Below are 21,718 nucleotides of genomic sequence, written 5' to 3'. Positions count from 1 at the left end.
TGGAGAGAACCATGGCTAAAGAGGAGCTGATCCAGTTCGAGGGACTGGTCACCGAAATCCTTCCCGACGCGCGCTACCGCGTGCAGCTCGACGCCGGGCACGAGATCGTCGCTTACACCGCCGGCAAGATGAAGAAGAACCGCATCAAGACGCTGGCAGGCGATCGCGTCACCGTCGAGATGTCGCCCTATGACCTCGAGAAGGGCCGCCTGATCTTCCGCCACAAGGACGAGCGGCCGGCCTCGGCAGGTCCAGGACCCCAGCGCGGCCCGCAGCGCGGCGGCCAGTTCCGCGGCCGCAGGTAGCGACAAAACAGGGGATCGCGCGTGGCATTTTCGTGGCATGCGCGACCCGCACGCACAAAGGCCGTGCAGCAAAAATTCGCTCGCCTCAGGATTGTTTTGAGGCCTGTGTTCGAATACTATTGACTTATCGAGTTTCGGCCGGACGACATTAGCTATCCACCGGTGCACAGCCGGTTCAGACGCTGACGACCCTTCCAAAAATTCGATCTCACCCAGCCTATCGAAAGTGGGCTTCGAACTTTTATTACTAGAGGACTATCCCCGTGAGCATGGGAACTGTGAAGTGGTTCAACGCGACCAAGGGCTTCGGCTTCATCCAGCCGGATGACGGCGGCAACGACGTGTTCGTGCACATCAGCGCCGTCGAGCGCGCTGGCCTTGGCACGCTGCGCGAAGGCCAGAAGATCTCCTACGAGATCGTGGCGGACCGCCGTTCCGGCAAGTCTGCGGCCGACAATCTCCGCGTCGCCTGACGCGCATCTTCCGGGGAACGCCGGGAACTCAATCGTGATGCGAAAAGGCCGCTGCCCGATGCAGCGGCCTTTTTGTATTTGCAGTTCTTGTTCTTGCAGGTCTCGTTGTTCGGCGCCGTGCTTCAGGTCGGGCAGACCGTCTGGCTGTACAGCACGCAGAGCGACTGGCGCGGGCGGGTAAAGGTGAAATCGGACAGCTTGATGCCGCTCTTTACCATCACATAGCCGACCGCCGGCACATAGTTGTAGCTGACCTCGCTGTAGATCAGATAGGTGCCGCCGATCTTCAGCGCGCTCGGGATGCTCACCGTCGAGTCGGTGGCGCGCGGCGACGATCCCTTGCTCCATTTCACCTTGGCAGTGAGCGTGGCGGGATCGATGTAGAGTTCGCTCACCGTCGCCTTGAGCGGCGTCGAATCGTAAGGCGTCATGATCGCCTTGCCGGTCGTGGTGAAATTGGTGATGTCGGTGTCGGACACCGACGAGGACTGTGAGACGAGGTCCGACATGTTGCGCGCCACCAGCGTCACCTTGCGATTGACCGCGACGCCGGAAGAGAACTCCACCGTGCCGAAGAACATCGTCAGCATCAGCGGTACGATGACGGCGAATTCCACCGCGGCGTTGGCGCGGCGGTCGCGGACGAAGCGGCCGATCAGGTTGCAGGTCCGGTACGAAAGCTTGCGCATGGCGTTTGATCCCGCGGCTTTACGGTTCGACATGGAAGGCCATGGTGGAGGCGAGCAGCCGCTTGCTGCTGGAGGTGTTGCGGTTGATGTTGGCGATGTTGTAGCCGAGGCCGGTGACGAACAGCGGCCACTGATAGAACCCGCGCACCACCACGGTGCCGGTCGAGCCGGCAGGGGGCATGCTGAAGGTGAAGCCGCTCGGATCGTAGTTGCCGCCGGCGTCGATCGGATCGGCAATCGTGATGGCGGTACCGGCCGGATAATATTTCACGTCGACGTCGACATAGCCGACGCCGCCCGACGCCGAGCAGTTCATCAGGATCCCGGCGACGCCGCAGACATCGGTCAGGAATTGCGACTTCGCCTGCGCCGCGGACAGGTTGGCGTCCTGCAACTGGTGGGTATAGATCTTCCGCCCGGCGTCCTGGACCGCGGTCTCCAGAACCTGACCGGCGAAGAACACCATGCCGGTCTCGATGATGGCGAACAGCAGCGCGAAGAACGGAACCGCGACGAGCGAGAACTCGACCGCGGCCGAACCGCGGCGATCCCTGCGAAACCTGCGAAAAAATCGCTTCGGCGGGGCGGAGACGTCTGACGTGGGCATCCCTGAAATCCCTTGAATTCCCTTGGGTGACGGTCACCTGAAGCAGAAATAGCGGAAACTGATTGTTGAAATGTTTCGGGCGTTTCGAACAGTCGGGCCCCGGCCGTCAACGAAATCTTAACCAGTCGCGACAAGCAAAAGCCGCGCGGCGCGATTCGCGCGGCGCGGCCTCGACGCAATGTTCGACTTAGTTCGGCGCCTTGTTGGCCGCGGCGGCCGCCTGACCCGTGGCCGAACTGCTGAGCGAGCCCGCCTGGTCCATCGCCGCCTTGAAGTAATCGCCGCCGTCGCCGAGGGTGATGCGGCGCTGGCAGATCGGCATGCAGCTGTAGGATTCCCGCTCCACGCCGCGATAGACGGTAACCAGCTGGTCGGTCGGGCCTTCGACCTGGATGACGCGGTCCACCAACACCTCGCCGGTGCGGTCGAGCGCGATGAAGTTAGTGGCGCCGTAGCCCTTGCCGGTGACGACGATAATGCCGCCGGGCTGCAGCGTGACGTCGGCGATCAGGGGATTGCCCACCACGATGGTGGCGACCTTGCCGGGCAGCTTGACGAGCTTGGCCTGGTCGACATTGACGGCGATGGAATCGCCCATCGGCGGCACGGGCGCGGCAAGCGCCAGCGCCGGCCACAACAACAGGCCCATCGCGAGGGATCGGAATCCGGAACGCGCAAAAGCGCGGTTACGCAAGGTGTACGCCATACTCTACTCCGGGGCGTCGACTGGTCGGCAGAAGCGATACGCAAGCCGAACCGGCGCCCGACGTCAGCCAAGGTGCCGGCAATGTGTGAAATAATCGCAAAGAGACCCGCGAAAATGCCGGATATTTCCCTGCAATTTCAAGCGGGAGGGGCCGAGGCCTGGCGCCGGAAGGGATAGGCCATTTGTCCCGCGATCTCGCTCGGGAAGCTGCCCTGCTCGTCGATGCCGTAATTGTCCGGAAGCCGGCCCTCGGGCATCCGGTAGGTGCCGAACAGCAGGTCCCAGACCGGGAAGGTGCCGGCGAAATTGGTGTTGCCGCCCTCCTGCTGGGAAGTGTGATGCCAGCGGTGAAACACCGGCGTCGCCAGCACATAGCGGAACGGCCCGAGCGTCCAGTTCAGGTTGGCGTGCACGAAGGCCGAGTGGAACAGGTTGAACGGGGCAAGCCAGATCATCGTATTCGGCGACAGGCCGGCCAGCAGCAGCACCACGTCGACGCCGATGGTGCCGAGCAGGAGGTTCACGGGATGGAAGCGCGCCGCCGAGATCCAGTCGAGGTCCTCGGAGGAATGGTGGATGGCGTGATACTTCCAGAAGCCGCCGCCATGGAACATGCGGTGCAGCCAGTACAGCATGAAGTCGGCCGCTACCAGAAACAGGATCGCCTGCGCCCACAAGGGCAGCGTCGCCAGCGGGCCGTGGCCGTTGTCGTAGAAGGCGATCAGCTCGTCCGCATCGTGGATGTTGAAGAAGAAGCCGGCGCCGACCACCAGGAGGCCGATGCGGAACACGCGCGCGAACAGCGGCACGAAGAACCAGTAACAGACGTCGGTGACGAGCTCGCGCTTGCGCCACCAGGGCTTTCCGGGATTGCAGGCCCAGAAGTGCGTCAGCGCGGTGAAGACCAGGGCCAGCGCAATCGTCACCGGGACCACCTTGGCGATCGTCTGGCCGAGCATCTCGACGACTTCCATGGGCAGGTTCGACATCGGAGCCTCATCCGGCAGCAGCGCCATCGAGAGCGTTACGCGGGCGTACTTAAAGAGCCATGAACGCCGGCGTGCTTCGCGCCCATCACGAGGGCGCCGCAGAACAGAAGTCGCTGCAAGATATTTCCCGCATTTTATCGGCTTCCTTAATGGCACGTTTACTGTGCTCGAGAACAGCCGGTTCCGCCGGGTTTTGCGCGATCAAATTAACCGTGCCGCAATTGTCGCACCCTAGGGTGGCCGCATGGTCACGGTGCTGAGAACGCCGGCTCGACCAACCTTAGTTCGACAGCCACGTGTACATGGAGTTGAGTATGAAGAACCTGCTTGCCCGTTTCGTGAAGGACGAATCCGGCGCGACCGCGATCGAATACGGCCTGATCGCTGCCGGCATTTCACTGGCCATCATCGCGGTGGTCAACGGCCTTGGCACGAACCTGAACAACAAGTTCACCTCGATCAACACCTCGCTCAAGTAAGCGAGGGTTGCGAGCGCTGCTTGCAAAAAGGCCTCGGGCGTTCCCGGGGCCTTTCCTTTTTCGAGTTCATCCCGTTCGAAGCGTTGTCGTTGCGTATGCGTAAGCCCCCGCCAATCAGCGCCGCGGCCCTTCCCGCGGCAAGCCGGCTCGACCGGTCGACGGCGCTGGTCTGCCTGTCGCTGCTGCTGGCCGTCCTGATGCTGGCGGCGCGCATCGCAAGCATCTGGTGAGACGCCGGTCCATTTCCCGATCATTCACCATTGCAAGCTAGACTCGGGGGCACCGTCCCCTCAGCTGCGTCAATTCCGGGCACAAGACTCATGATCCTCGACACCGCCCGCCTCCTGCTGTTCCCGGCCCTGATGGCGTTCGCGGCGGCGAGCGACCTCTTCACCATGACGATCTCCAACCGGGTATCGCTGGCGCTGGCGGCGGGCTTCACGGTGCTGGCGGTGGCCTCGGGGATGAGCGGCCACGACTTCCTGATGCATGTCGCCGCGGGCGCACTGGTGCTGACGATCGCTTTCGGCTGCTTTGCCATGGGCTGGGTCGGCGGCGGCGACGCCAAGTTGGCGGCGGCCGCGGCGCTCTGGTTCGGCTTTGCCCATCTGATGAACTACCTGCTCTACGCCTCGCTGTTCGGCGGGGCGCTGACGCTGCTGCTGCTGCAGTTCCGGCAATGGCCGCTGCCGGTATCGTTCGCCGGCCAGCCCTGGCTCGCCCGGCTTCATGCCAAGGAGACCGGCATCCCCTACGGCATTGCGCTCGCGATCGGCGCGCTGATGATCTATCCCGAGACGGAATGGATGAAAGCGGTCGATCTCGCCCGCCTCGCGCTGCGCTGAATTCCGCAACAGCCGCCAAGTAACTCTGCGTTAAGGCAATTTACTCACGCTCCATTAACCATGCTTTGACGAATAGCTGGTCAACTCCCGTTACAGCGGCGGAAGCGTCGCAGCGTAATGTGGAAAGTGAAGCGTATGAATCCCGCACGGATCGCAGTCCTTGCCATTGCCATCGTTGCCGGCGGCATTGCCGCATATCTGGCGAGTGGATCGGACGACAAGCCGGCTCCCGTCAAGCAGGTCGCGCAACTGCAGACCGTCGACGTTCTCGTCGCCAAGAACGAGATCGGCCTCGGCCAGTCGGTGAAGCCCGACGATCTGCAATGGCAGACCTGGCCGGCCGCGACCGCCAGCGGCACTTTCATCAAGAAGACCGAACGCCCCGAAGCCACCAAGGAAATCACGGGCTCGATCGCACGCTCGCCCTTCATCGCCGGCGAGCCGATCCGCGAACCCAAACTGGTGAAGGCCGACGGCTCCGGCTTCATGGCCGCGATCCTGCCGACCGGCATGCGCGCAGTCTCCACCGAAATCTCGCCGGAAACGGGCGCGGGCGGCTTCATCCTGCCCAACGATCGCGTCGACGTCATCCTGACCAGGCGCGAGAAGAATCCCGACGGCAAGGGCGGACCCGACCTCGCCATCTCCGAGATCATCCTGTCCAACGTGCGTGTGCTCGCGATCGACCAGGCGCCGAAGGAGAAGGAAGGCCAGAACGCGGTGGTCGGCAAGACCGTGACGCTGGAGCTGAAGCCCGAGCAGACCGAGACGCTGTCGCGCTCGCGCCAGACCGGCACGCTGTCGCTGGCGCTGCGCTCCATCGCCGACGTCAACATGGTCGAGCAGCTCGACGAGGACGGCCAGCGGGCGCGGCGCGGCGAAAGCGTCAACGTGGTTCGTTATGGCGTCGTCAGCCCGACGACGATGCAGAAGTGACGATGAGGACACCGGAAATGAAGTGCAGGGGAACCAGATCGACGTTGCGGAGCCTGACGGCCCGCGCCCTGTCGATTTCGGCGGTCGCGGCGCTGATGTTCAACCAGGCCACGGTCGCGCCCGCATTCGCCGGCGACTATCGCATCGGAGCTGCGCCCTCTTCCGCCGACGGGCAGGCCAATGCGCGCTTCCTGTCGCTCGGCGTCGGCAAGTCCGTCGTGATCGACCTGCCGCGCGACGTCAAGGACGTGCTGGTCGCCGATCCCAAGATCGCCAACGCCGTGGTCCGCTCGGCGCAGCGCGCCTACATCATCGGCGCCGCGGTCGGCCAGACCAACATCGTGTTTTTCGATTCGGCGGGCCAGCAGATCGCCGCCTACGACATCGCGGTGAAGCGCGATCTCAACGGCGCGCGCGCCGCGCTGAAGCAGATCCTGCCGCATTCCGAGATCCAGATCGACGGCCTCGGCGACAGCATCGTGCTGACCGGCACCGCCGCAAGCCCGATCGAGGCGCAGCAGGCCGGCGACCTCGCCGCCAAGCTCGCCGGCGGTCCGGACAAGGTCGTCAATTCCATCGTGGTGCGCGGCCGCGACCAGGTGATGCTGAAGGTCACGGTCGCCGAGGTCGCGCGCAACATCGTCAAGCAGCTCGGCATCGACCTCAACGGCAGCCTGAATTACGGCACCTCGGTCGTGAGCTTCAACAATCAGAACCCGTTCACGGCCTATGGCCGCTCGCTGGTCGCCGGCAACAACATCACCGGCACGTTCGGCGGCGGGGCCAACGTGCAGGCCGTGATCCGCGCCATGGAAAGCGCCGGCGTGGTGCGCACGCTGGCCGAGCCGAACCTCACGGCCATCTCCGGCGAATCCGCGACCTTCATTGCCGGCGGCGAATTCCCGATCCCGGCAGGCTATTCCTGCGATCCCGTTACGCGCGTCTGTACGACGCAGATCATGTACAAGAAGTTCGGCATCTCGCTCAATTTCACGCCTGTCGTGATGACCGAGGGCCGCATCAGCCTGCGCGTGATGACGGAAGTCTCGGAACTGTCGCACGACAACGCGATCACGCTGAACCAGCAGGGCAGCTCGCTGACCATTCCCTCGATCCGCACCCGCCGCGCAGAGACCACGCTGGAAATCCCCTCGGGCGGCGCGATGGCGATGGCCGGCCTGATCGCCGAGCAGACCAAGCAGGCGATCAACGGACTGCCCGGCCTGACGCAGCTGCCGATCCTCGGCGCGCTGTTCCGCAGCCGCGACTTCGTCAGCAGCCAGACCGAACTGATGGTGCTGGTGACGCCCTATGTCGTGCGCGCGGTGGCGCAGAAGGATCTGTCGCGGCCGGATGACGGCTTTGCCAATGCGACCGACCCGCAGGCGGACCTGCTCGGCAGCATCAATCGCATCTACGGCGTGCCCGGCCGCGTCGATCCGGCGAGGAATTACCGCGGCACCTATGGATTCATTACGGACTAAGGGCGGGCAACGACGATGACCATGACTGCCAAACCACCCGCCAGGCACCGCCGGGCCGCGCGCCTTGCAGCAACGCTGCTCGGCGTTTCGATCACGCTCGGCGCCTGCAAGACCTACGCACCGATCGTGGCGGCCGAACCCTATCCGGACGACTATCGCCTGCGACACCCGATCGCGGTGACGGAAGCCGACCGCTCCATCGTCGTATTCATCGGCACCGGCCGGGGCGGCATGACCGCCGCCCAGCGCGCCGACGTCATGGGGATGGCGCAGACCTGGCTGCGCGAAGGCACCGGCGGGATCACCATCGACATGCCGACCGGCACGCCGAACGCGCGCGCCGCGCACGAGACCCTGCGCGAGATCCAGGCGATGATCGCGGCCGCCGGCGTGCCGCCGCGCGCGGTCAGCGTTCGCCAGTACCAGCCGAAGGATCCGCGTCACATGGCGGCGATCCGGCTCAACTATCCGAAGATCGCGGCGACCGCGGGCCCCTGCGGCCTGTGGCCGGAGGACACGGGTCCCTCCTACAGGAACACGAGCTGGTTCGAGAACAAGTCGTACTACAATTTCGGCTGCGCCCATCAGCGCAACCTCGCTGCGATGATCGACGAACCGTCCGATCTGGTGCAGCCGCGCGCGGAGACGCCGGCCTACACCATGCGGCGCAATGTCGGCTTCGAGAAGTATCGCAAGGGCACCTCGACCACGACCATCTATCCCGAGGCCGAAAAGGCCAAACTCAGCGACACAGGCAAATGATCAGCTACGCGCGCCAGAACCAGGAAGAACAGCCTGAAGCCACCTCGCCGCCGGCCGATGATCACATCGCGCCGGCGCCGCGGGTGTCGGTGCAGGCCTTCTGCGAAACGGTCGAGACCGCGGCTGCCGTGCAGTCGGCGGGCGAGGACCGCCGCCTCGCCAAAGCGCACCTGAAGATCCAGATGGGCGGCATGGCCGCCGCCATCGAGGCCTATCGCTCGGCGCCGACGCCGAACGTGATCATTCTGGAGACCGAAGCGCGCAACAACGTGCTCACCGGGCTCGACCAGCTCGCCTCGGTCTGCGACGCCGGCACCCGCGTCGTCGTGATCGGCCGCGTCAACGACGTCGCACTGTACCGCGAGTTGGTGCGCCGCGGCGTCAGCGACTACCTGATCGGGCCGGTCGCCGCGCTCGACGTGGTGCGCTCGGTCTGCAACCTGTTCTCCGCGCCCGAAGCCAAGGCGGTCGGCCGCATCGTCGCCATCGTCGGCGCCAAGGGCGGCGTCGGCGCATCCACCATCGCCCACAACGTCGCCTGGGCGATCGCCCGCGACCTCGCGCTCGATTCGGTGGTCGCCGACCTCGACCTCGCCTTCGGCACCGCCGGCCTCGACTACAACCAGGACCCCGCGCAGGGCATAGCCGACGCGGTGTTCTCGCCGGACCGCGTCGATACCGCCTTCATCGACCGCCTGCTGTCGAAATGCACCGACCATCTGAGCCTGCTCGCCGCGCCCGCGACGCTCGACCGGGTCTACGATTTCGGCGACGACGCCTTCGACGCCATCTTCGACACGCTGCGCGGCTCGATGCCGTGCATCGTGCTCGACGTACCGCATCAGTGGTCGGGCTGGACCAAGCGCGCCCTGATCGGCGCCGACGACATCCTGATCGTCGCCTCGCCGGATCTCGCCAGCCTGCGCAACACCAAGAACATCTTCGACCTGTTGAAGGCGGCGCGGCCGAACGACCGCGCACCGCTCTACTGCCTCAACCAGGTCGGCGTTCCCAAGCGCCCGGAGATCGCCGCAGCCGAGTTCGCCAAGGCGATCGAGAGCCAGCCGATCGCAACGATCCCGTTCGAGCCGCAGATGTTCGGCGCCGCCGCCAACAACGGGCAGATGATTGCGGAAATCTCCGCCAATCACCGCACCACCGAGATGTTCCTGCAGATCGCGCAGCGCCTGACCGGCCGCGGCGAGACCAAGAAGCCGAAGAATTCGTTCCTCTCTCCCTTGATCGGGAAACTGCGCGGCAAGTAAGCCGTCCGGAGTGCCGTCGTGTTTGGTAAGCGTACAGATAGCGACCAGCGGGTCGTAAAACCCTCGGCCCCCGTGCCGGCGCCTTCGGCTGCGCCGGCCGCGCCTGCGGCGTCGCCCGTCGTTTCCTCTCCACCGCTTTCCCCGGCAAAGCCGCCGCCGCCCGCGCCCGCAATGGAGACGCGCCGGTCGGACAACTACTACCAGGTCAAGGCCACCATCTTCGGCGCCCTGATCGAGGCGATCGACCTCGCGCAACTCGCGAAACTCGACAGCGAGTCGGCGCGCGAGGAAATACGCGACATCGTCAACGAGATCATCGCGATCAAGAACATCGTGATGTCGATCGCCGAGCAGGAAGAGCTGCTCGACGACATCTGCAACGACGTGCTCGGCTACGGCCCGCTGGAGCCGCTGTTGTCGCGCGACGACATCGCCGACATCATGGTCAACGGCGCCGGCACGGTCTACATCGAAGTCGACGGCAAGATCCAGCGCACCGGCATCCGCTTCCGCGACAACCAGCAGCTGCTCAATATCTGCCAGCGCATCGTCAGCCAGGTCGGCCGCCGCGTCGACGAATCCTCGCCGATCTGCGACGCGCGCCTTGCCGACGGTTCTCGCGTCAACGCTATTGTGCCGCCGCTGGCGATCGACGGCCCCGCGCTCACCATCCGCAAGTTCAAGAAGGACAAGCTGACGCTGGAGCAGCTGGTCAAGTTCGGCGCGATCACGCCGGAAGGCGCCGAGATCTTGCAGATCATCGGCCGCTGCCGCTGCAACGTGCTGATCTCGGGCGGCACCGGCTCGGGCAAGACGACGCTGCTCAACTGCCTGACCAACTATATCGAGCACGACGAGCGCGTCATCACCTGCGAAGACGCCGCCGAGCTCCAGTTGCAGCAGCCGCATGTGGTGCGGCTGGAAACCCGCCCGCCCAACATCGAAGGCGAAGGCCAGGTCACCATGCGCGAGCTGGTACGCAACTGCCTGCGCATGCGTCCCGAGCGGATCATCGTCGGCGAAGTCCGCGGACCCGAGGCGTTCGATCTGCTGCAGGCCATGAATACCGGCCATGACGGCTCGATGGGCACGCTACACGCCAACAATCCGCGCGAGGCGCTGTCGCGCTGCGAATCCATGATCACGATGGGCGGCTTCTCGCTGCCCTCTCGCACCATCCGAGAGATGATCTGCGCCTCGATCGACGTCATCATCCAGGCAGCTCGCCTGCGCGACGGCTCCCGCCGCATCACCCACATCACCGAGGTGATGGGCATGGAAGGCGACACTATCATCACCCAGGACATCTTCCTCTACGACATGGTGGGCGAGGACGCCAACGGCAAGATCATCGGCCGGCATCGCTCGACCGGTGTCGGCCGACCGAAATTCTGGGAGCGTGCGCGCTACTACAACGAGGAGAAGCGGCTCGCCGCGGCGCTCGACGCCGCCGAAGTGGGACCGAAGACCTGAGGGACGCTTCATGAACATGCAAAACCTCGCACTCGGCTTCCTCGCCGCCACGGCGGTCGGCGGGCTCGCCTGGGTCTTCATCTACCCGATGCTGTCGGGCGAGCGGCAGGCTGCGGCCCGCCGCGATCTGATTGCAAAGCCAGAGCCGGCGGCGCGACGTGCCGACAACAAGGCGCAGAAGTCGCGCCGCGAGCAGGTCGAAGGCTCGCTGAAGGAGATCGAGGCGCGCGCCAGGGAGAGCAAGGTCACGCTCAGCTCGCGGCTGATGCAGGCCGGCCTCGGCTGGACCACGCAGAAATTCTGGATGTTCTCCGGCGTGCTCGGCTTCGTCGGTGCTGCCGTCGCCTTCGTGGTTTCCGGCAGCCTGCCCGGCGCCATCGGCATGGGCTTCGCCTTCGGCTTCGGCGTGCCGCGCTGGCTATTGTCCTTCCTGAAGAAGCGGCGCGAGAAGGCATTCCTCGCCGCGCTTCCGGACGCGGTGGACATCATCGTCCGCGGCATCAAGGCGGGTCTGCCGCTGTTCGAATCGATCAAGGTGGTCGCAGCCGACGCGCCGGAGCCGCTGCGCAGCGAGTTCAACGCCATCATAGAGACCCAGGCGATCGGCATGCCGCTGGGCGAAGCCTGCGCGCGGCTCTACGAGCGCATGCCGGTGCCGGAGGCCAACTTCTTCGGCATCGTGATCGCGATCCAGCAGAAGAGCGGCGGCAACCTCTCCGAAGCGCTCGGCAACCTCTCCAAGGTGCTGCGCGACCGCAAGAAGATGGCCGAAAAGATCCAGGCGATGTCGATGGAGGCCAAGGCTTCCGCCGGCATCATTGGCGCGCTGCCGCCGATCGTGATGATCCTGGTTTACCTGACCACGCCGGACTACATCTCGCTGCTGTGGACCGATCCGATGGGTCAGCTGATGCTCGTGGGTTGCGTCATCTGGATGTCGATCGGCGTCATGGTGATGAAGAAAATGATCAACTTCGACTTCTGATGGTGCGGACATGGTCGATTTCCTGATTGCCAAACTCCACGACGTCCGCTTCATGACCATGCTGCTCGCGGCGGTCGCGGCGAGCCTGACCGTCTACTCGCTGGTGTTGCCGCTGCTCGCCGGCGAGAACATGTCCAAGCGCATGAAGGCGGTGGCGAGTGAGCGCGAGCGTATGCGCCAGCGCGAGCGCGAGCGCCTCAACAAGTCGGAGAAGGTGTCGCTGCGGCAGACGCCGAAGCAGGTCGTGTCCCGCGTCGTCGAAGACTTCAACCTGACCAAGTACCTCGCCCAGGAAGCGGCACGCGAGAAGCTGGTGATGGCCGGCTACCGCGGCCCGGCGCATTACATCACCTTCCTGTTCGCCCGCCTGGTGACGCCTATCGTGCTGTTCATCGGCGCGGTGCTCTACGTGTTCGTGATCTCGAACATGGAAAAATCGATGCCGATCAAGATCGGCATCTGCGTCGGCATCGCCTATCTCGGCCTGCAGGCGCCGATGCTGTTCCTGAAGAACGCGATCGGCAAGCGCCAGCTGCAGATCAAGCGGGCCTTTCCCGATGCGCTCGACCTGCTGCTGATCTGCATCGAGTCCGGCATGTCGGTGGAAGTCGCCTTCCGCAAGGTCGCGGGCGAGATCGTGCAGCAGTCGGTGGCGCTGTCGGAGGAGTTCACGCTGACGACGGCCGAGCTGTCGTACCTGCAGGACCGCAAGGTCGCCTATGAGAACCTGGCGCGGCGCACCGGGCTCGAGGGCGTCAAGTCGGTCTGCCTCGCATTGCAGCAGTCGGAGCGCTACGGCACGCCGCTCGGCCAGTCCTTGCGCGTGATGGCGCAGGAAAACCGCGACATGCGCATGAACGAGGCCGAGAAGAAGGCAGCGGCGCTACCGCCCAAGCTCACCGTGCCGATGATCCTGTTCTTCCTGCCGGTGCTGTTCGTGGTCATTCTCGGGCCGACCTACATCAAGATCTCGGCGATGCAGTAAGGTTTGTGGGGTGGGTTAGCCGATCCACGCGCGCAAAAGCTTAAGCGCACGTAGGTGAGAGGCGTAACCCACCATCTATCGGCGTTCGGTGGGTTACGCCTTCCTTCTCACTCGTGGAAAGTTTGGCGGGCGTGGATCGGCTGATCCACCCTGCGGCCCACGACGATCCGGTGATTAATCCGACGGATCCTGCGCCACCACCGGCGGCTTGCCGCGGGCGGCCGTGCGCGGGGCGTCCTTGCGGACCAGCATCTGCTTCAGATAGGCGACGTTGGCTGCGGCCTCGTCCGGCGGCAAGTCGGCGCGCGCAATGGTTTCCGCCTCGGCAAAGCGGCCTTGCAGGCCGACGGCCAAGGCCAGATTCTGCCGCACGCGCGCATCGGCACGGCCGGTGGCCTGGGCCCTGCGCAGCGTCTCCTCCGCCTTCGGCAGCTCGCGCGACAGCACGTAGGACATGCCGAGATTGGACAGTACCGACGGCTCCTCGGGGGCGATGCGTAGCGCGCTCGCATAATAGCCGCGGGCTTCCTGATGCTTGCCCATCTGGTCGAGCGCTGCGCCCTGCACCGAGAGGATGCGCCAGTCGGGATTATCGGGGGAATGCGCGCGGCTCAGCACGTCGAACGCCATCTGGAAGTTGCCGTTGTCGGCGAGCGCGCGGCCATAGGCCGCCAGCAGCTGCTTGTTGCCGGGATGCGCCAGCGAGGCCTGCTCGAGCACCGCGGCGGCCTGGGCGCGCTGGCCGGTGGCGCGCAGCGCCTGGCCGTAGCCGAGAGCGGCCTCGGCATCCTTGGGGTTGGCGCGGTAGCGCTCGCCGTAGGCTTCCGCGGTGCGGCGCGGATCGGCCGGGGCGGCGGCATCGGATTTCGAGGTCAACGAGCCCGTGATGTCGCCCATGGTCTTGCAGCCGCCAAGGCCGCCGGCCAGCAAGGCGGCGACCGCGACGGAGCCCAATATCCGGACAGGGGATGGACGACGCATGGCACATTCTCGGGGCGGAACCGAATGGGCCAGCAATAGACTGTTAACCCTAACGTCCGGTTAATCGCACCGCTTCCGGGCCCGGCCAAACGCGTGTAGGTAGCGGGAAGCCTACCGCCTCCCGCCATTCGCCGAGACCAGCATGCCCTCCGTATTCGAGACCGTTCCCGCCGCCTCTGCCATTCCCATCACCTTCGCCAGCAAGGCAACGTGGGATGCGACCAGGAAGACGCTGTCCGCCGAGGGGCAGAAATTCGCCGCGGCCAGCGGCTTTGCGGCCAAGCCCGGCAAATGCCTGCTTGTGCCGGCAGCCGATGGCGCGATCGCGCAAGCGATCTTCGGCCTCGAGGAGGAGAGCGCGAAATCGCGCGATCCGTTCCGCGTCGGCGCGCTGCCGGGGCTGCTGCCTGCAGGCACCTATCGCTTCGCCAACGCGCCGCACGATGCGCGGCTTGCCGCGCTTGCCTTTGCGCTGGGGAGCTACCGGTTTGCCCGCTATCGCAAGGCGGACAAGCCCGATGTCCGGCTGGTGCCGCCGGACGGCGTGGATGCTGCGGAGCTGACGCGGATCGTGGAAGCCGCGTTCCTGGCGCGCGATCTCATCAACACGCCCTCCAATGACATGGGCCCGGCCGAACTCGAAGCCGCCGCGCGCGACGTGGCAAAGCGCTTTGGCGCGAAGTTCGGCTGCATCGAAGGCCACGAGCTGAAGCAAGATTTCCCGCTGATCCATGCCGTCGGCATGGCCTCGACCCGCTCGCCGCGGCTGATCGATTTCACCTGGGGCGATGCTGCCCATCCCAGGGTGACGCTGGTCGGCAAGGGCGTCTGCTTCGACACCGGCGGGCTCGACCTCAAACCGTCGAGCGGCATGCTGATCATGAAGAAGGACATGGGCGGCGCCGCCAACGTGCTGGCGCTGGCGCAGATGGTAATGGACGCGAAGCTGAAGCTGCGGCTGCGCGTGCTGATCCCGGCGGTGGAGAACGCGGTCGCGGGCAACGCCTTCCGGCCGCTCGACATCTTCAAGTCGCGCAAGGGCATCACGGTCGAGATCGGCAACACCGACGCCGAGGGGCGGTTGGTCCTTGCCGACGCGCTGGCGCTGGCGGACGAGGAGAAGCCGGACCTGCTGGTCGATCTGGGCACGCTGACGGGCGCGGCCCGCGTCGCGCTCGGGCCGGATTTGCCGCCCTTTTACACCAATGATGAAACGCTGGCTTCCGACGTCGCGCGGCTGGCGCGGCAGGAGAACGATCCGTTGTGGCGCATGCCGCTGTGGCCGGCTTACGATTCCTGGCTGGACTCCAAGGTCGCCGACATCACCAACGCGCCGTCGGGCAGCTTCGCCGGCTCGATCACCTGCGCACTGTTCCTGCAGCGCTTCGTCGAGACAGCGAAAAGCTGGCTGCATGTCGACATCTTCGGCTGGACGCCGTCGGCAAAGCCCGGCCGTCCCGAAGGCGGCGAATGCCAGGCCGCGCGCGCGATCTACAAGCTGTTGAGCGAACGCTATGGATGATCCGCGCCTGACGCCCGCGCGGCCCGAGGTCGCCGCGAAATATCTCGAAGGCAAGGTCACGGCCGCGCGCTTTGCCGAGGGCGAGATGCTCGAGGTGACGGAGGCGATCGCGCCGGTGCGCCGCGCGCCCGCCTCGGATGCCGAGCAGCTGACGCAGGCGCTGCGGGGCGAGCGCGTCACCGTCTACGACCGCAACGGCGAAGGTTTTGCATGGGGCCAGCTCGGCAGCGACGGCTATGTCGGCTGGCTGCCGGAAAGCGCGCTGACGAAGCGGCTTTCCACGCCGACGCACAAGGTCACGGCGCTGTGGACGTTCGCCTTCGCCGGCCCGTCGATCAAGACGCCGCCGGCGCTTTCATTGCCGATGGGCGCCGTAGTCGAGGTCGGTCGCGAGCACGACTCCTTCGCCGTCATCGATGACGGCTATTACGTGCCGCGGCAGCATCTCGGACCGCTCGACGCCCGCGCGGCCGATTTCGTCGCGGTCGCCGAACGCTTCGTCGGCACGCCCTATCTCTGGGGCGGCAAGAGCGCCTTCGGCATCGACTGCTCGGGCCTGGTGCAGGTGTCGCTTACGGCGGCCGGCACCGGCTGTCCGCGCGACAGCGACATGCAGTGCGCCGGTCTCGGCCGGGAGTTGAGCGCGGCTGAATCGAAACACCTGAAGCACGGCGACCTGATCTTCTGGAAGGGCCACGTCGCCATCGCGCGCGACGCCGAGACCATCGTGCACGCCAACGCGCATCACATGGCGACCGTGATCGAGAAAACAAAGGATGCCATCGCGCGGATCAAGGCTGGCGGCAGCGAAGTAGTCGCGATCAAGCGGCTGTAAGAACCTATCGCAGCGCCCTTATCCGCAGTGCAGCACCGCGCCGGACACAAAACGCGAAAACAACCCCATGCAAAGTAGGTTACGACGCCACCCTGGCTCATCTGTGACGGCGCCGTGGCTTGATGCCGTGGCTTCCCTACCGATTTCCCCGTGGTAGGCTGAAAAGGCCGCCGGCAATACCGGGCTGTCGGCCGTGGCTTCCCTACCGATTTCCCCGTGGTAGGCTCAGCCTCAAAACATCCCCTCAACATTGAAGGCCGTGGCTTCCCTACCGATTTCCCCGTGGTAGGCTGCAGGTGGCTACAGCGCGCATGTCGCGGCCGCCGTGGCTTCCCTACCGATTTCCCCGTGGTAGGCTCGTTGCCGACCACGCCCGCGGCTTCGTCTTGCCGTGGCTTCCCTACCGATTTCCCCGTGGTAGGCTGGCTTCGTAGAATGACGTTTTTGCCCCGACGCCGTGGCTTCCCTACCGATTTCCCCGTGGTAGGCTGAGACGCCGGGGCGTACGCGTTCGCGACCGGCCGTGGCTTCCCTACCGATTTCCCCGTGGTAGGCTCACAGGCAGCAAATCTTGCCGGTCTATCTCGCCGTGGCTTCCCTACCGATTTCCCCGTGGTAGGCTACCGTTGTTGGCGTACATGCCCACAATTGTGCCGTGGCTTCCCTACCGATTTCCCCGTGGTAGGCTACGAGCGGCACAAACTACTGAAAATGCTCTGATTTCCGCGTGACCCGCAAGGCGGAAATCAGAGCAGAACCAGTTGTTGCGGTGCTTTTTTCTCATTGAACGTTGCTTCCCCAAGCAACAGCTTCATACGCGCGTACTGACGATCAGTGACTTGAAGGGTACGAACACTGCCGCGCGGCGGCAAGTTCTTCGTCACCCGTTGCCCATGTTTTTCCACGGCATCGTCGCCGCGACAGACACGGGAATAGACTGACCATTGCAGCATCATGAACCCGTCGTCCTTCAGAAATTTTCTGAAGCGGGTCGCGTTGCGTCGATCGGATTTGGTCCCGACCGGCAGATCGAAAAACACAAACATCCACACGAATCGCACCTCCTCGCTTTTCATGGGCAATGCTCCAGCTCGGGCAATTGAAGAAACGCAGGCTTCTCAAATTCCAGAGCGCGGGAAAGACCGACAGCCGCCATTTCGGCAGCAACCAGAAGCGATACCTCGCCATCATCTGTCTTGCAGTTGAGAAGCAACGCGCCAGCCATGGCGCGGCGATCTTCGAGGGTGAGATCACCATTCCTTTCCGTGCTGTCGCCAAACGTCTTCCAGGTAAGGCCGTCGACAAACGGCCTGAACGGTTCAACGAGATCATCCGCGAGATTGAAGGCGTTGGCCGCACCGTCGTGCTTGAGCCCGAATGCAGGGAGAAAGCCGGAAGCAACCAGCGCGCGGGCAACGCCCGCACGCACGACGGCGTATCCGTAGTTCAGCATCTTGTTGCGTCGATCGCTGTCGTCATCGCGGACAAAATCCGCAAACAAGCGGCCCCAGTAGAAACGCGCCGCCCGAGCTTCGACATTGCCCGGATCGCCCGGTTCCACATGCCGAGCGATTTCCTTCAGAGTCTCGGCATTCTCACGATCGAGAATCGAGAGCAATGCCGCTTGATTGTGTATTTTGCGCCGAACGATGGTTTGCCACAGCCGCTTCTTCACGCCGTCTTTTGCGTCAATTTGAAGTTTGGCTATTGCGCCCTGCCGATGATGGCGATGAAACGGTAAGCTGAGGCCGGAAGGTGTGTGCCTTTCGTCCGTGAAGACGAATGCGATTCCCGCTTCCATGCAGGCGCTCATCAGCGCGCTCGACAGCGTTGCCTGCGGCGTGTCGATGACGATCCACGCAACGTCTTCAAGAGCGAGACGAACCTCGCCGGCGTCTTGCTTCACGCAAATCTGGCTGTCGGCAAGCGACAGCCTTGCCGCCTGCGTCAGGTGCAGGCCTCTCCACGCCATGTACGTACCTCACGCGGTACTTCGAACTTGCGCCCGAGACGGTCGATAGTGAACTTGCGAAAGCTAAAGAGTGTCTTAACCCCAATACTTCGAATCGTTTCCGAGTTAGTCGCCATCGGAGACAGGTTAATTGCCCCCGTCGTACGATCCATGCTGCGGTAATATCCTTCGATTACCTCGCCATTCGATTTTACCAGTTCCAGGTAACTCATTGGGTTCAACGACCAGGCGAAGTCAAAGTTGGCATCAATTGGCGTCCAGTCATTCTCGGCTTTGTACGCAATGACGGCCTTACTTGGCGGCGATACGGAAGCAACGATCTGGTGTGGATAGATCGGCACCACATAGAATTCCCACGCACCTTTCTTGTTCTTTTTCCTGAACACGTCCACGCGCGCCATATCGCCGCGATCAACGGTGCCGCCGCTGAGTTCGATCGCAACTTTCTTATCAGTCGCTACACGCACTTTTCGGATAACGTCCCCGCTGGGCGAGCGTGGCGGATTATCCTTCGGCTTACCTTTTCTGATCCACTCGCGCAGGCTTTCCACCATTTCGTCGCGCAGCTTCTTCGGGTCGGAAACCTTGCCATAGGGAGCAGGAACGGGGATCTTCTCAAGATCGCTCTCCTTAAAACTCTTGTCAGTGATTTCCTTGCGCTCGTAGACGATTCTTGCTCCGACGATTTCGTGAGGCTTCACATTGAATAGTTTTCTGCCATCGGCTCCACGGACCTGCCTCACCGTCGCATCGTGGGCCTTGCCGCGAGCACGGCGGCGTTCGGCGCGTGAGACGAAAATGCCGGGCGCGGCTTCGAAACCATAGATGGTTCGCTCGACGTCAATCCGGAATCCCGGCCACGGCTGGCTGCAGTGGAAGATGTCGTCCTGCCGGCCTTCACGCTCACGTTTCTGGACCTCCCTGGTCAGATGATTGAGAAGGCCCTCAGTCGTTGCCGCCAGAACCAGCGCGTCCACCGCATGATGCCGATCGTCTTCGACCCGCTTGCCATCTTCCTTCTTCAGCCCTTCCAGACCCCACGCCCGCCGCAGCTTGGATGTAATTGCGCCCGGACGCGTAAATACCCGACGTTCCTCCCTGACATCGTCGCCACCGCCAGACGCACGTTTGACGACGACACGCTCGCTCTCGCGCGGCGGAAGCATTCGCTTCAGTTCGTCGGCGAGAAGCCTCGTCGCCCATTGCGTATCGGTCAGATTGCGCGCCTTGAATTTTTCCTCGATGCCTGCCGCATCCTTGATGCTGTAGTTGCGCTTCTTACGGCCCTTTACCTCCTTCATCCCCTCGACGCGAGCAACATATTCGAGCCATTCGGGTTCGGTCTTGTCCGCCTCGAACCACTCAAACGGCGTTCGCCCCTGCTTGTCCTGGTTGGCTTTCGTCGTACAAAGGGTTTTGTTCAGATATGAATCGTCGCCGAAACGGCTCCATGGCAGGATGTGGTCAACTTGGTACCGGGTATCGTTTGCCGAGATGCCGGCGGGGTCAATCGGATCGCCGGAGTAGATACACTTGAAGTTCTGCTCCTTGGCGAGTTCGTATCGGAGCAGTTCGTCATCGCTGGGCAGGCGGCCGAGGAGTTCCTCAGCTTCATTCCGGCGCTTGCCTTTCTCGACGTTTCTCGCTTCGATGCCGTCCGTGAGCTTCTTGCGCTCTTCAGCGCTCTTTCCCACCTCCCGCGCGAGTTCGACGTGAACGAGATCGATGGGTCCGTATTCTCGCGCAACCGCTCTGACCTGCTTGATTGCTTCGCTGAAAGCCTTGCGCGTGACGGGACTGCCGATCTGCTCCAGGGAAACGGACGGACGCGCCGCATGATCGTAGCCGACGCGCGCGCAGGCTTCCGAATAGACCAACCCATCGCGAAGTCCGGGAATGATATTGCGCGCGGCCAAAGCCGATATATGAGCGGCCTTGTTGAAGTCCTTGAACTCGCCTCGTGCCACCGCTTCGCGCAAGCATTGAACTATATGAGCATCCAAGCCTATTGCAGCGAGACCCTCATCAATGGACTTGAGATCTTCGCGAAACGACAGCACTTCGGCAATGCGATCAAGCTTTTCCGGCGTTCCGATCAACGATCGCCATGGCGCGTCGCCCAAGACATCCCGAAGTGTTTTGGTTCCGTAAGCAGCGCCGCCAGTGCGGGCGGCCACATCCAGCTTGCCTTCCTTTTCCTTCGGGACGCCCGCAAAACGCGCGTTCGGATCGAGGTCGAGAGTCTTTCGCAGCGACGCGAATGAGATTGTCTTGGTTGCTTCACCAAATCCTTGCGTTGCAAGTGCAGTTTCCTCAGCCGTTAGCGAACGCTCGACACGTCCGGCCGAGATGCGCAGATGGGCAAGGCGCTGGAGAAAGCGAAACAGTTCGAACGACGGGGCACGCCGCGCAGTTCGCTTGTGTCCCGGCTCGAACGGACAATCTCCCACCTTGTCTTCGCTGTCTTGCAATGGGCGCTGCGAGAATGCGGCGTCCGCAAACTTTTGCAAGAAAGTCTCACCGGCGATCTTGCTGCCAAATCTGACTTGAACGCGCGAGATAGCGCGGACTTCATCCTCGAGATCGGATCGCTTCGCAGTATGCGAATAGTCCTTGTCGCGGTTGCGTTTGCGATCCGCGAACTTCGGATCGTTGGCGATCATGTCGCCAAACGAGTGATACTTTGCGAGACCTTCGCGTGTGGCCTCCATCGCCTTCTTCATTTTGGACGTTTCATCCGCAGCGTTTGCACCAACCTCGCTCTTTGAGTTCGAGCGGAAGCCACGATGGCGGGCGATATGACCGAGTACAACCGCAAGCTCGTCATTGGACAAAAGACGATTGTGCGCGGCAGCGCGAAGGGTCCACGGCGTGACTTGCGAACCGCTCGATTTTGGAGAAGCCCGACGTAACGCATCGCGGAGAGCATTCGGCGATTGATCGGTAAGTATATTGCTTTCGACGAGTAGCCGTCGTATGGCGCTCATTCGCTGCCGGCGGCGACGCACGATCCGCCGCTGACCTCGCGCAGTCCGCCGCGTCGCGCTCTTTGGTTCGCCGGTCTTGTCGATCAGGGGTGCATCGAAACAACGAACGCCGGCCGCGACGATGCGCCCAACAGCTTCGCCAACCTCAATGATTCCCCATCCGCAGGATGCAATCCCGAGATCAATCCCCAGAATGCGCCGGGAAGTACGCACGTTCATCACGCCACCCGAAAGTTACGCACAGCCTAAAATTGATTATTGACCGCTTTTCGTAATTCGGCAATCATGAGGCGGGAAATCGGCAGGAAAGCCACGGCAAGCATCGAAGATTTCGGTTTTCGATGCGAAGGATTACCCCCGTTACGGAAACGTAACGGGGGGATTCATTGTTGTTTTGTCCCGTAGAATATCATCCAAGAGGCGAACAGCGATCGCGGC

General features: G+C 63.5%; 22 protein-coding genes and 1 CRISPR repeat array. Of the genes, 14 read left to right on the top strand and 8 right to left on the bottom strand.

All coding sequences use genetic code 11. The features are described from left to right. Positions 1-11 precede the first annotated feature (11 nt). Together infA and ACT4OC_RS23225 are read left to right on the top strand one after the other, a co-directional pair. Positions 12-305 carry a translation initiation factor IF-1 gene (gene infA, locus ACT4OC_RS23230; RefSeq protein ID WP_291614096.1) on the top strand — a complete coding sequence of 98 codons (294 nt, stop codon included), beginning with the start codon at positions 12-14 and terminating at the stop codon, positions 303-305. 263 nt (positions 306-568) lie between these two features. Further along, the gene (locus tag ACT4OC_RS23225) at positions 569-778 is read left to right on the top strand and encodes a cold-shock protein (protein WP_444841375.1); all 210 of its coding nucleotides are present in this window, start codon (positions 569-571) and stop codon (positions 776-778) included. A 122-nt stretch (positions 779-900) separates the two neighbouring features. Here the strand turns inward: ACT4OC_RS23225 and ACT4OC_RS23220 are convergent, their stop codons facing one another. The 4 genes from ACT4OC_RS23220 to ACT4OC_RS23205 all read right to left on the bottom strand — a co-directional run bounded on the left by ACT4OC_RS23220 (position 901) and on the right by ACT4OC_RS23205 (position 3,769). Continuing rightward, positions 901-1,467 (bottom strand): TadE/TadG family type IV pilus assembly protein, encoded by a 567-nt coding sequence (locus tag ACT4OC_RS23220; RefSeq protein WP_444841374.1) that lies wholly within the window; start codon positions 1,465-1,467, stop codon positions 901-903. 19 nt (positions 1,468-1,486) lie between these two features. Further along, positions 1,487-2,074 (bottom strand): TadE/TadG family type IV pilus assembly protein, encoded by a 588-nt coding sequence (locus tag ACT4OC_RS23215; RefSeq protein WP_444841373.1) that lies wholly within the window; start codon positions 2,072-2,074, stop codon positions 1,487-1,489. Between the two features lie 187 nt (positions 2,075-2,261). Then, positions 2,262-2,723 carry a pilus assembly protein N-terminal domain-containing protein gene (locus tag ACT4OC_RS23210; RefSeq protein WP_444841397.1) on the bottom strand — a complete coding sequence of 154 codons (462 nt, stop codon included), beginning with the start codon at positions 2,721-2,723 and terminating at the stop codon, positions 2,262-2,264. Between the two features lie 194 nt (positions 2,724-2,917). Beyond that, a complete protein-coding gene (locus tag ACT4OC_RS23205; protein ID WP_444841372.1) occupies positions 2,918-3,769 on the bottom strand; it encodes a sterol desaturase family protein in 852 nt (283 codons plus the stop codon). Positions 3,770-4,083: 314 nt separating this feature from the next. Here ACT4OC_RS23205 and ACT4OC_RS23200 point away from each other — a divergent pair, with 314 nt between their 5' ends. The 10 genes from ACT4OC_RS23200 to ACT4OC_RS23155 all read left to right on the top strand — a co-directional run bounded on the left by ACT4OC_RS23200 (position 4,084) and on the right by ACT4OC_RS23155 (position 12,983). Next, on the top strand, positions 4,084-4,248 hold the full coding sequence (locus ACT4OC_RS23200; RefSeq protein WP_444841371.1) for a Flp family type IVb pilin: 165 nt from the start codon (positions 4,084-4,086) through the stop codon (positions 4,246-4,248). 20 nt (positions 4,249-4,268) lie between these two features. Continuing rightward, positions 4,269-4,478: a hypothetical protein gene (locus ACT4OC_RS23195; RefSeq protein WP_444841370.1), complete on the top strand. Its 210-nt coding sequence runs from the start codon at positions 4,269-4,271 to the stop codon at positions 4,476-4,478. A gap of 90 nt (positions 4,479-4,568) precedes the next feature. Then, on the top strand, positions 4,569-5,093 hold the full coding sequence (locus tag ACT4OC_RS23190) for an A24 family peptidase (protein ID WP_444841369.1): 525 nt from the start codon (positions 4,569-4,571) through the stop codon (positions 5,091-5,093). 135 nt (positions 5,094-5,228) lie between these two features. Beyond that, complete coding sequence (gene cpaB, locus ACT4OC_RS23185; RefSeq protein ID WP_444841368.1) at positions 5,229-6,029, top strand: Flp pilus assembly protein CpaB; 801 nt, start codon at positions 5,229-5,231, stop codon at positions 6,027-6,029. Between the two features lie 17 nt (positions 6,030-6,046). Further along, on the top strand, positions 6,047-7,513 hold the full coding sequence (locus ACT4OC_RS23180) for a type II and III secretion system protein family protein (protein ID WP_444841367.1): 1,467 nt from the start codon (positions 6,047-6,049) through the stop codon (positions 7,511-7,513). Positions 7,514-7,534: 21 nt separating this feature from the next. Continuing rightward, entirely contained in the window at positions 7,535-8,275 is a 741-nt protein-coding gene (locus ACT4OC_RS23175) for a CpaD family pilus assembly protein (protein WP_444841396.1), read from the top strand. Further along, positions 8,272-9,540 carry an AAA family ATPase gene (locus ACT4OC_RS23170; RefSeq protein WP_444841366.1) on the top strand — a complete coding sequence of 423 codons (1,269 nt, stop codon included), beginning with the start codon at positions 8,272-8,274 and terminating at the stop codon, positions 9,538-9,540. Before ACT4OC_RS23175 ends, ACT4OC_RS23170 begins: the two co-directional genes overlap by 4 nt. A gap of 18 nt (positions 9,541-9,558) precedes the next feature. Next, positions 9,559-11,013 (top strand): CpaF family protein, encoded by a 1,455-nt coding sequence (locus ACT4OC_RS23165; protein ID WP_444841365.1) that lies wholly within the window; start codon positions 9,559-9,561, stop codon positions 11,011-11,013. Positions 11,014-11,023: 10 nt separating this feature from the next. Next, positions 11,024-11,998: a type II secretion system F family protein gene (locus ACT4OC_RS23160; protein WP_444841364.1), complete on the top strand. Its 975-nt coding sequence runs from the start codon at positions 11,024-11,026 to the stop codon at positions 11,996-11,998. Positions 11,999-12,008: 10 nt separating this feature from the next. After that, positions 12,009-12,983, top strand: coding sequence for a type II secretion system F family protein (locus tag ACT4OC_RS23155; protein ID WP_444841363.1), 975 nt, complete (start codon positions 12,009-12,011; stop codon positions 12,981-12,983). Between the two features lie 174 nt (positions 12,984-13,157). Here ACT4OC_RS23155 and ACT4OC_RS23150 read toward each other — a convergent pair whose 3' ends face one another. Then, positions 13,158-13,964, bottom strand: a complete 807-nt coding sequence (locus ACT4OC_RS23150; protein ID WP_444841362.1) for a tetratricopeptide repeat protein — start codon at positions 13,962-13,964, stop codon at positions 13,158-13,160. Between the two features lie 142 nt (positions 13,965-14,106). Between ACT4OC_RS23150 and ACT4OC_RS23145 the strand changes: the two genes are divergently transcribed. Both ACT4OC_RS23145 and ACT4OC_RS23140 read left to right on the top strand, forming a co-directional pair. Then, entirely contained in the window at positions 14,107-15,486 is a 1,380-nt protein-coding gene (locus ACT4OC_RS23145; RefSeq protein WP_444841361.1) for a leucyl aminopeptidase family protein, read from the top strand. Further along, positions 15,479-16,321 carry a C40 family peptidase gene (locus ACT4OC_RS23140; RefSeq protein WP_444841360.1) on the top strand — a complete coding sequence of 281 codons (843 nt, stop codon included), beginning with the start codon at positions 15,479-15,481 and terminating at the stop codon, positions 16,319-16,321. Before ACT4OC_RS23145 ends, ACT4OC_RS23140 begins: the two co-directional genes overlap by 8 nt. A gap of 124 nt (positions 16,322-16,445) precedes the next feature. After that, a CRISPR array of direct repeats spans positions 16,446-17,009; the repeat unit is 36 nt; unit sequence GCCGTGGCTTCCCTACCGATTTCCCCGTGGTAGGCT. Positions 17,010-17,067: 58 nt separating this feature from the next. Here ACT4OC_RS23140 and cas2 read toward each other — a convergent pair. Genes cas2 through cas9 form a run of 3 tightly spaced genes read right to left on the bottom strand, consistent with a single transcriptional unit; the run spans position 17,068 to position 21,499 of the window. Next, positions 17,068-17,397, bottom strand: a complete 330-nt coding sequence (gene cas2, locus ACT4OC_RS23135; protein WP_444841359.1) for a CRISPR-associated endonuclease Cas2 — start codon at positions 17,395-17,397, stop codon at positions 17,068-17,070. Beyond that, positions 17,394-18,293 (bottom strand): type II CRISPR-associated endonuclease Cas1, encoded by a 900-nt coding sequence (cas1, locus tag ACT4OC_RS23130; RefSeq protein WP_444841358.1) that lies wholly within the window; start codon positions 18,291-18,293, stop codon positions 17,394-17,396. Before cas1 ends, cas2 begins: the two co-directional genes overlap by 4 nt. Continuing rightward, a complete protein-coding gene (gene cas9, locus ACT4OC_RS23125; protein ID WP_444841357.1) occupies positions 18,269-21,499 on the bottom strand; it encodes a type II CRISPR RNA-guided endonuclease Cas9 in 3,231 nt (1,076 codons plus the stop codon). The genes cas1 and cas9 overlap by 25 nt, the downstream gene beginning before the upstream one ends. Between the last annotated feature and the right edge of the window lie 219 nt (positions 21,500-21,718).

The sequence above is a fragment of the Bradyrhizobium sp. genome (assembly GCF_052389815.1).
Classification (GTDB): domain Bacteria; phylum Pseudomonadota; class Alphaproteobacteria; order Rhizobiales; family Xanthobacteraceae; genus Bradyrhizobium.
The sequence above is the reverse complement of the archived record's forward strand: the minus strand, read 5'-3'. Positions and strand labels throughout refer to the sequence as shown.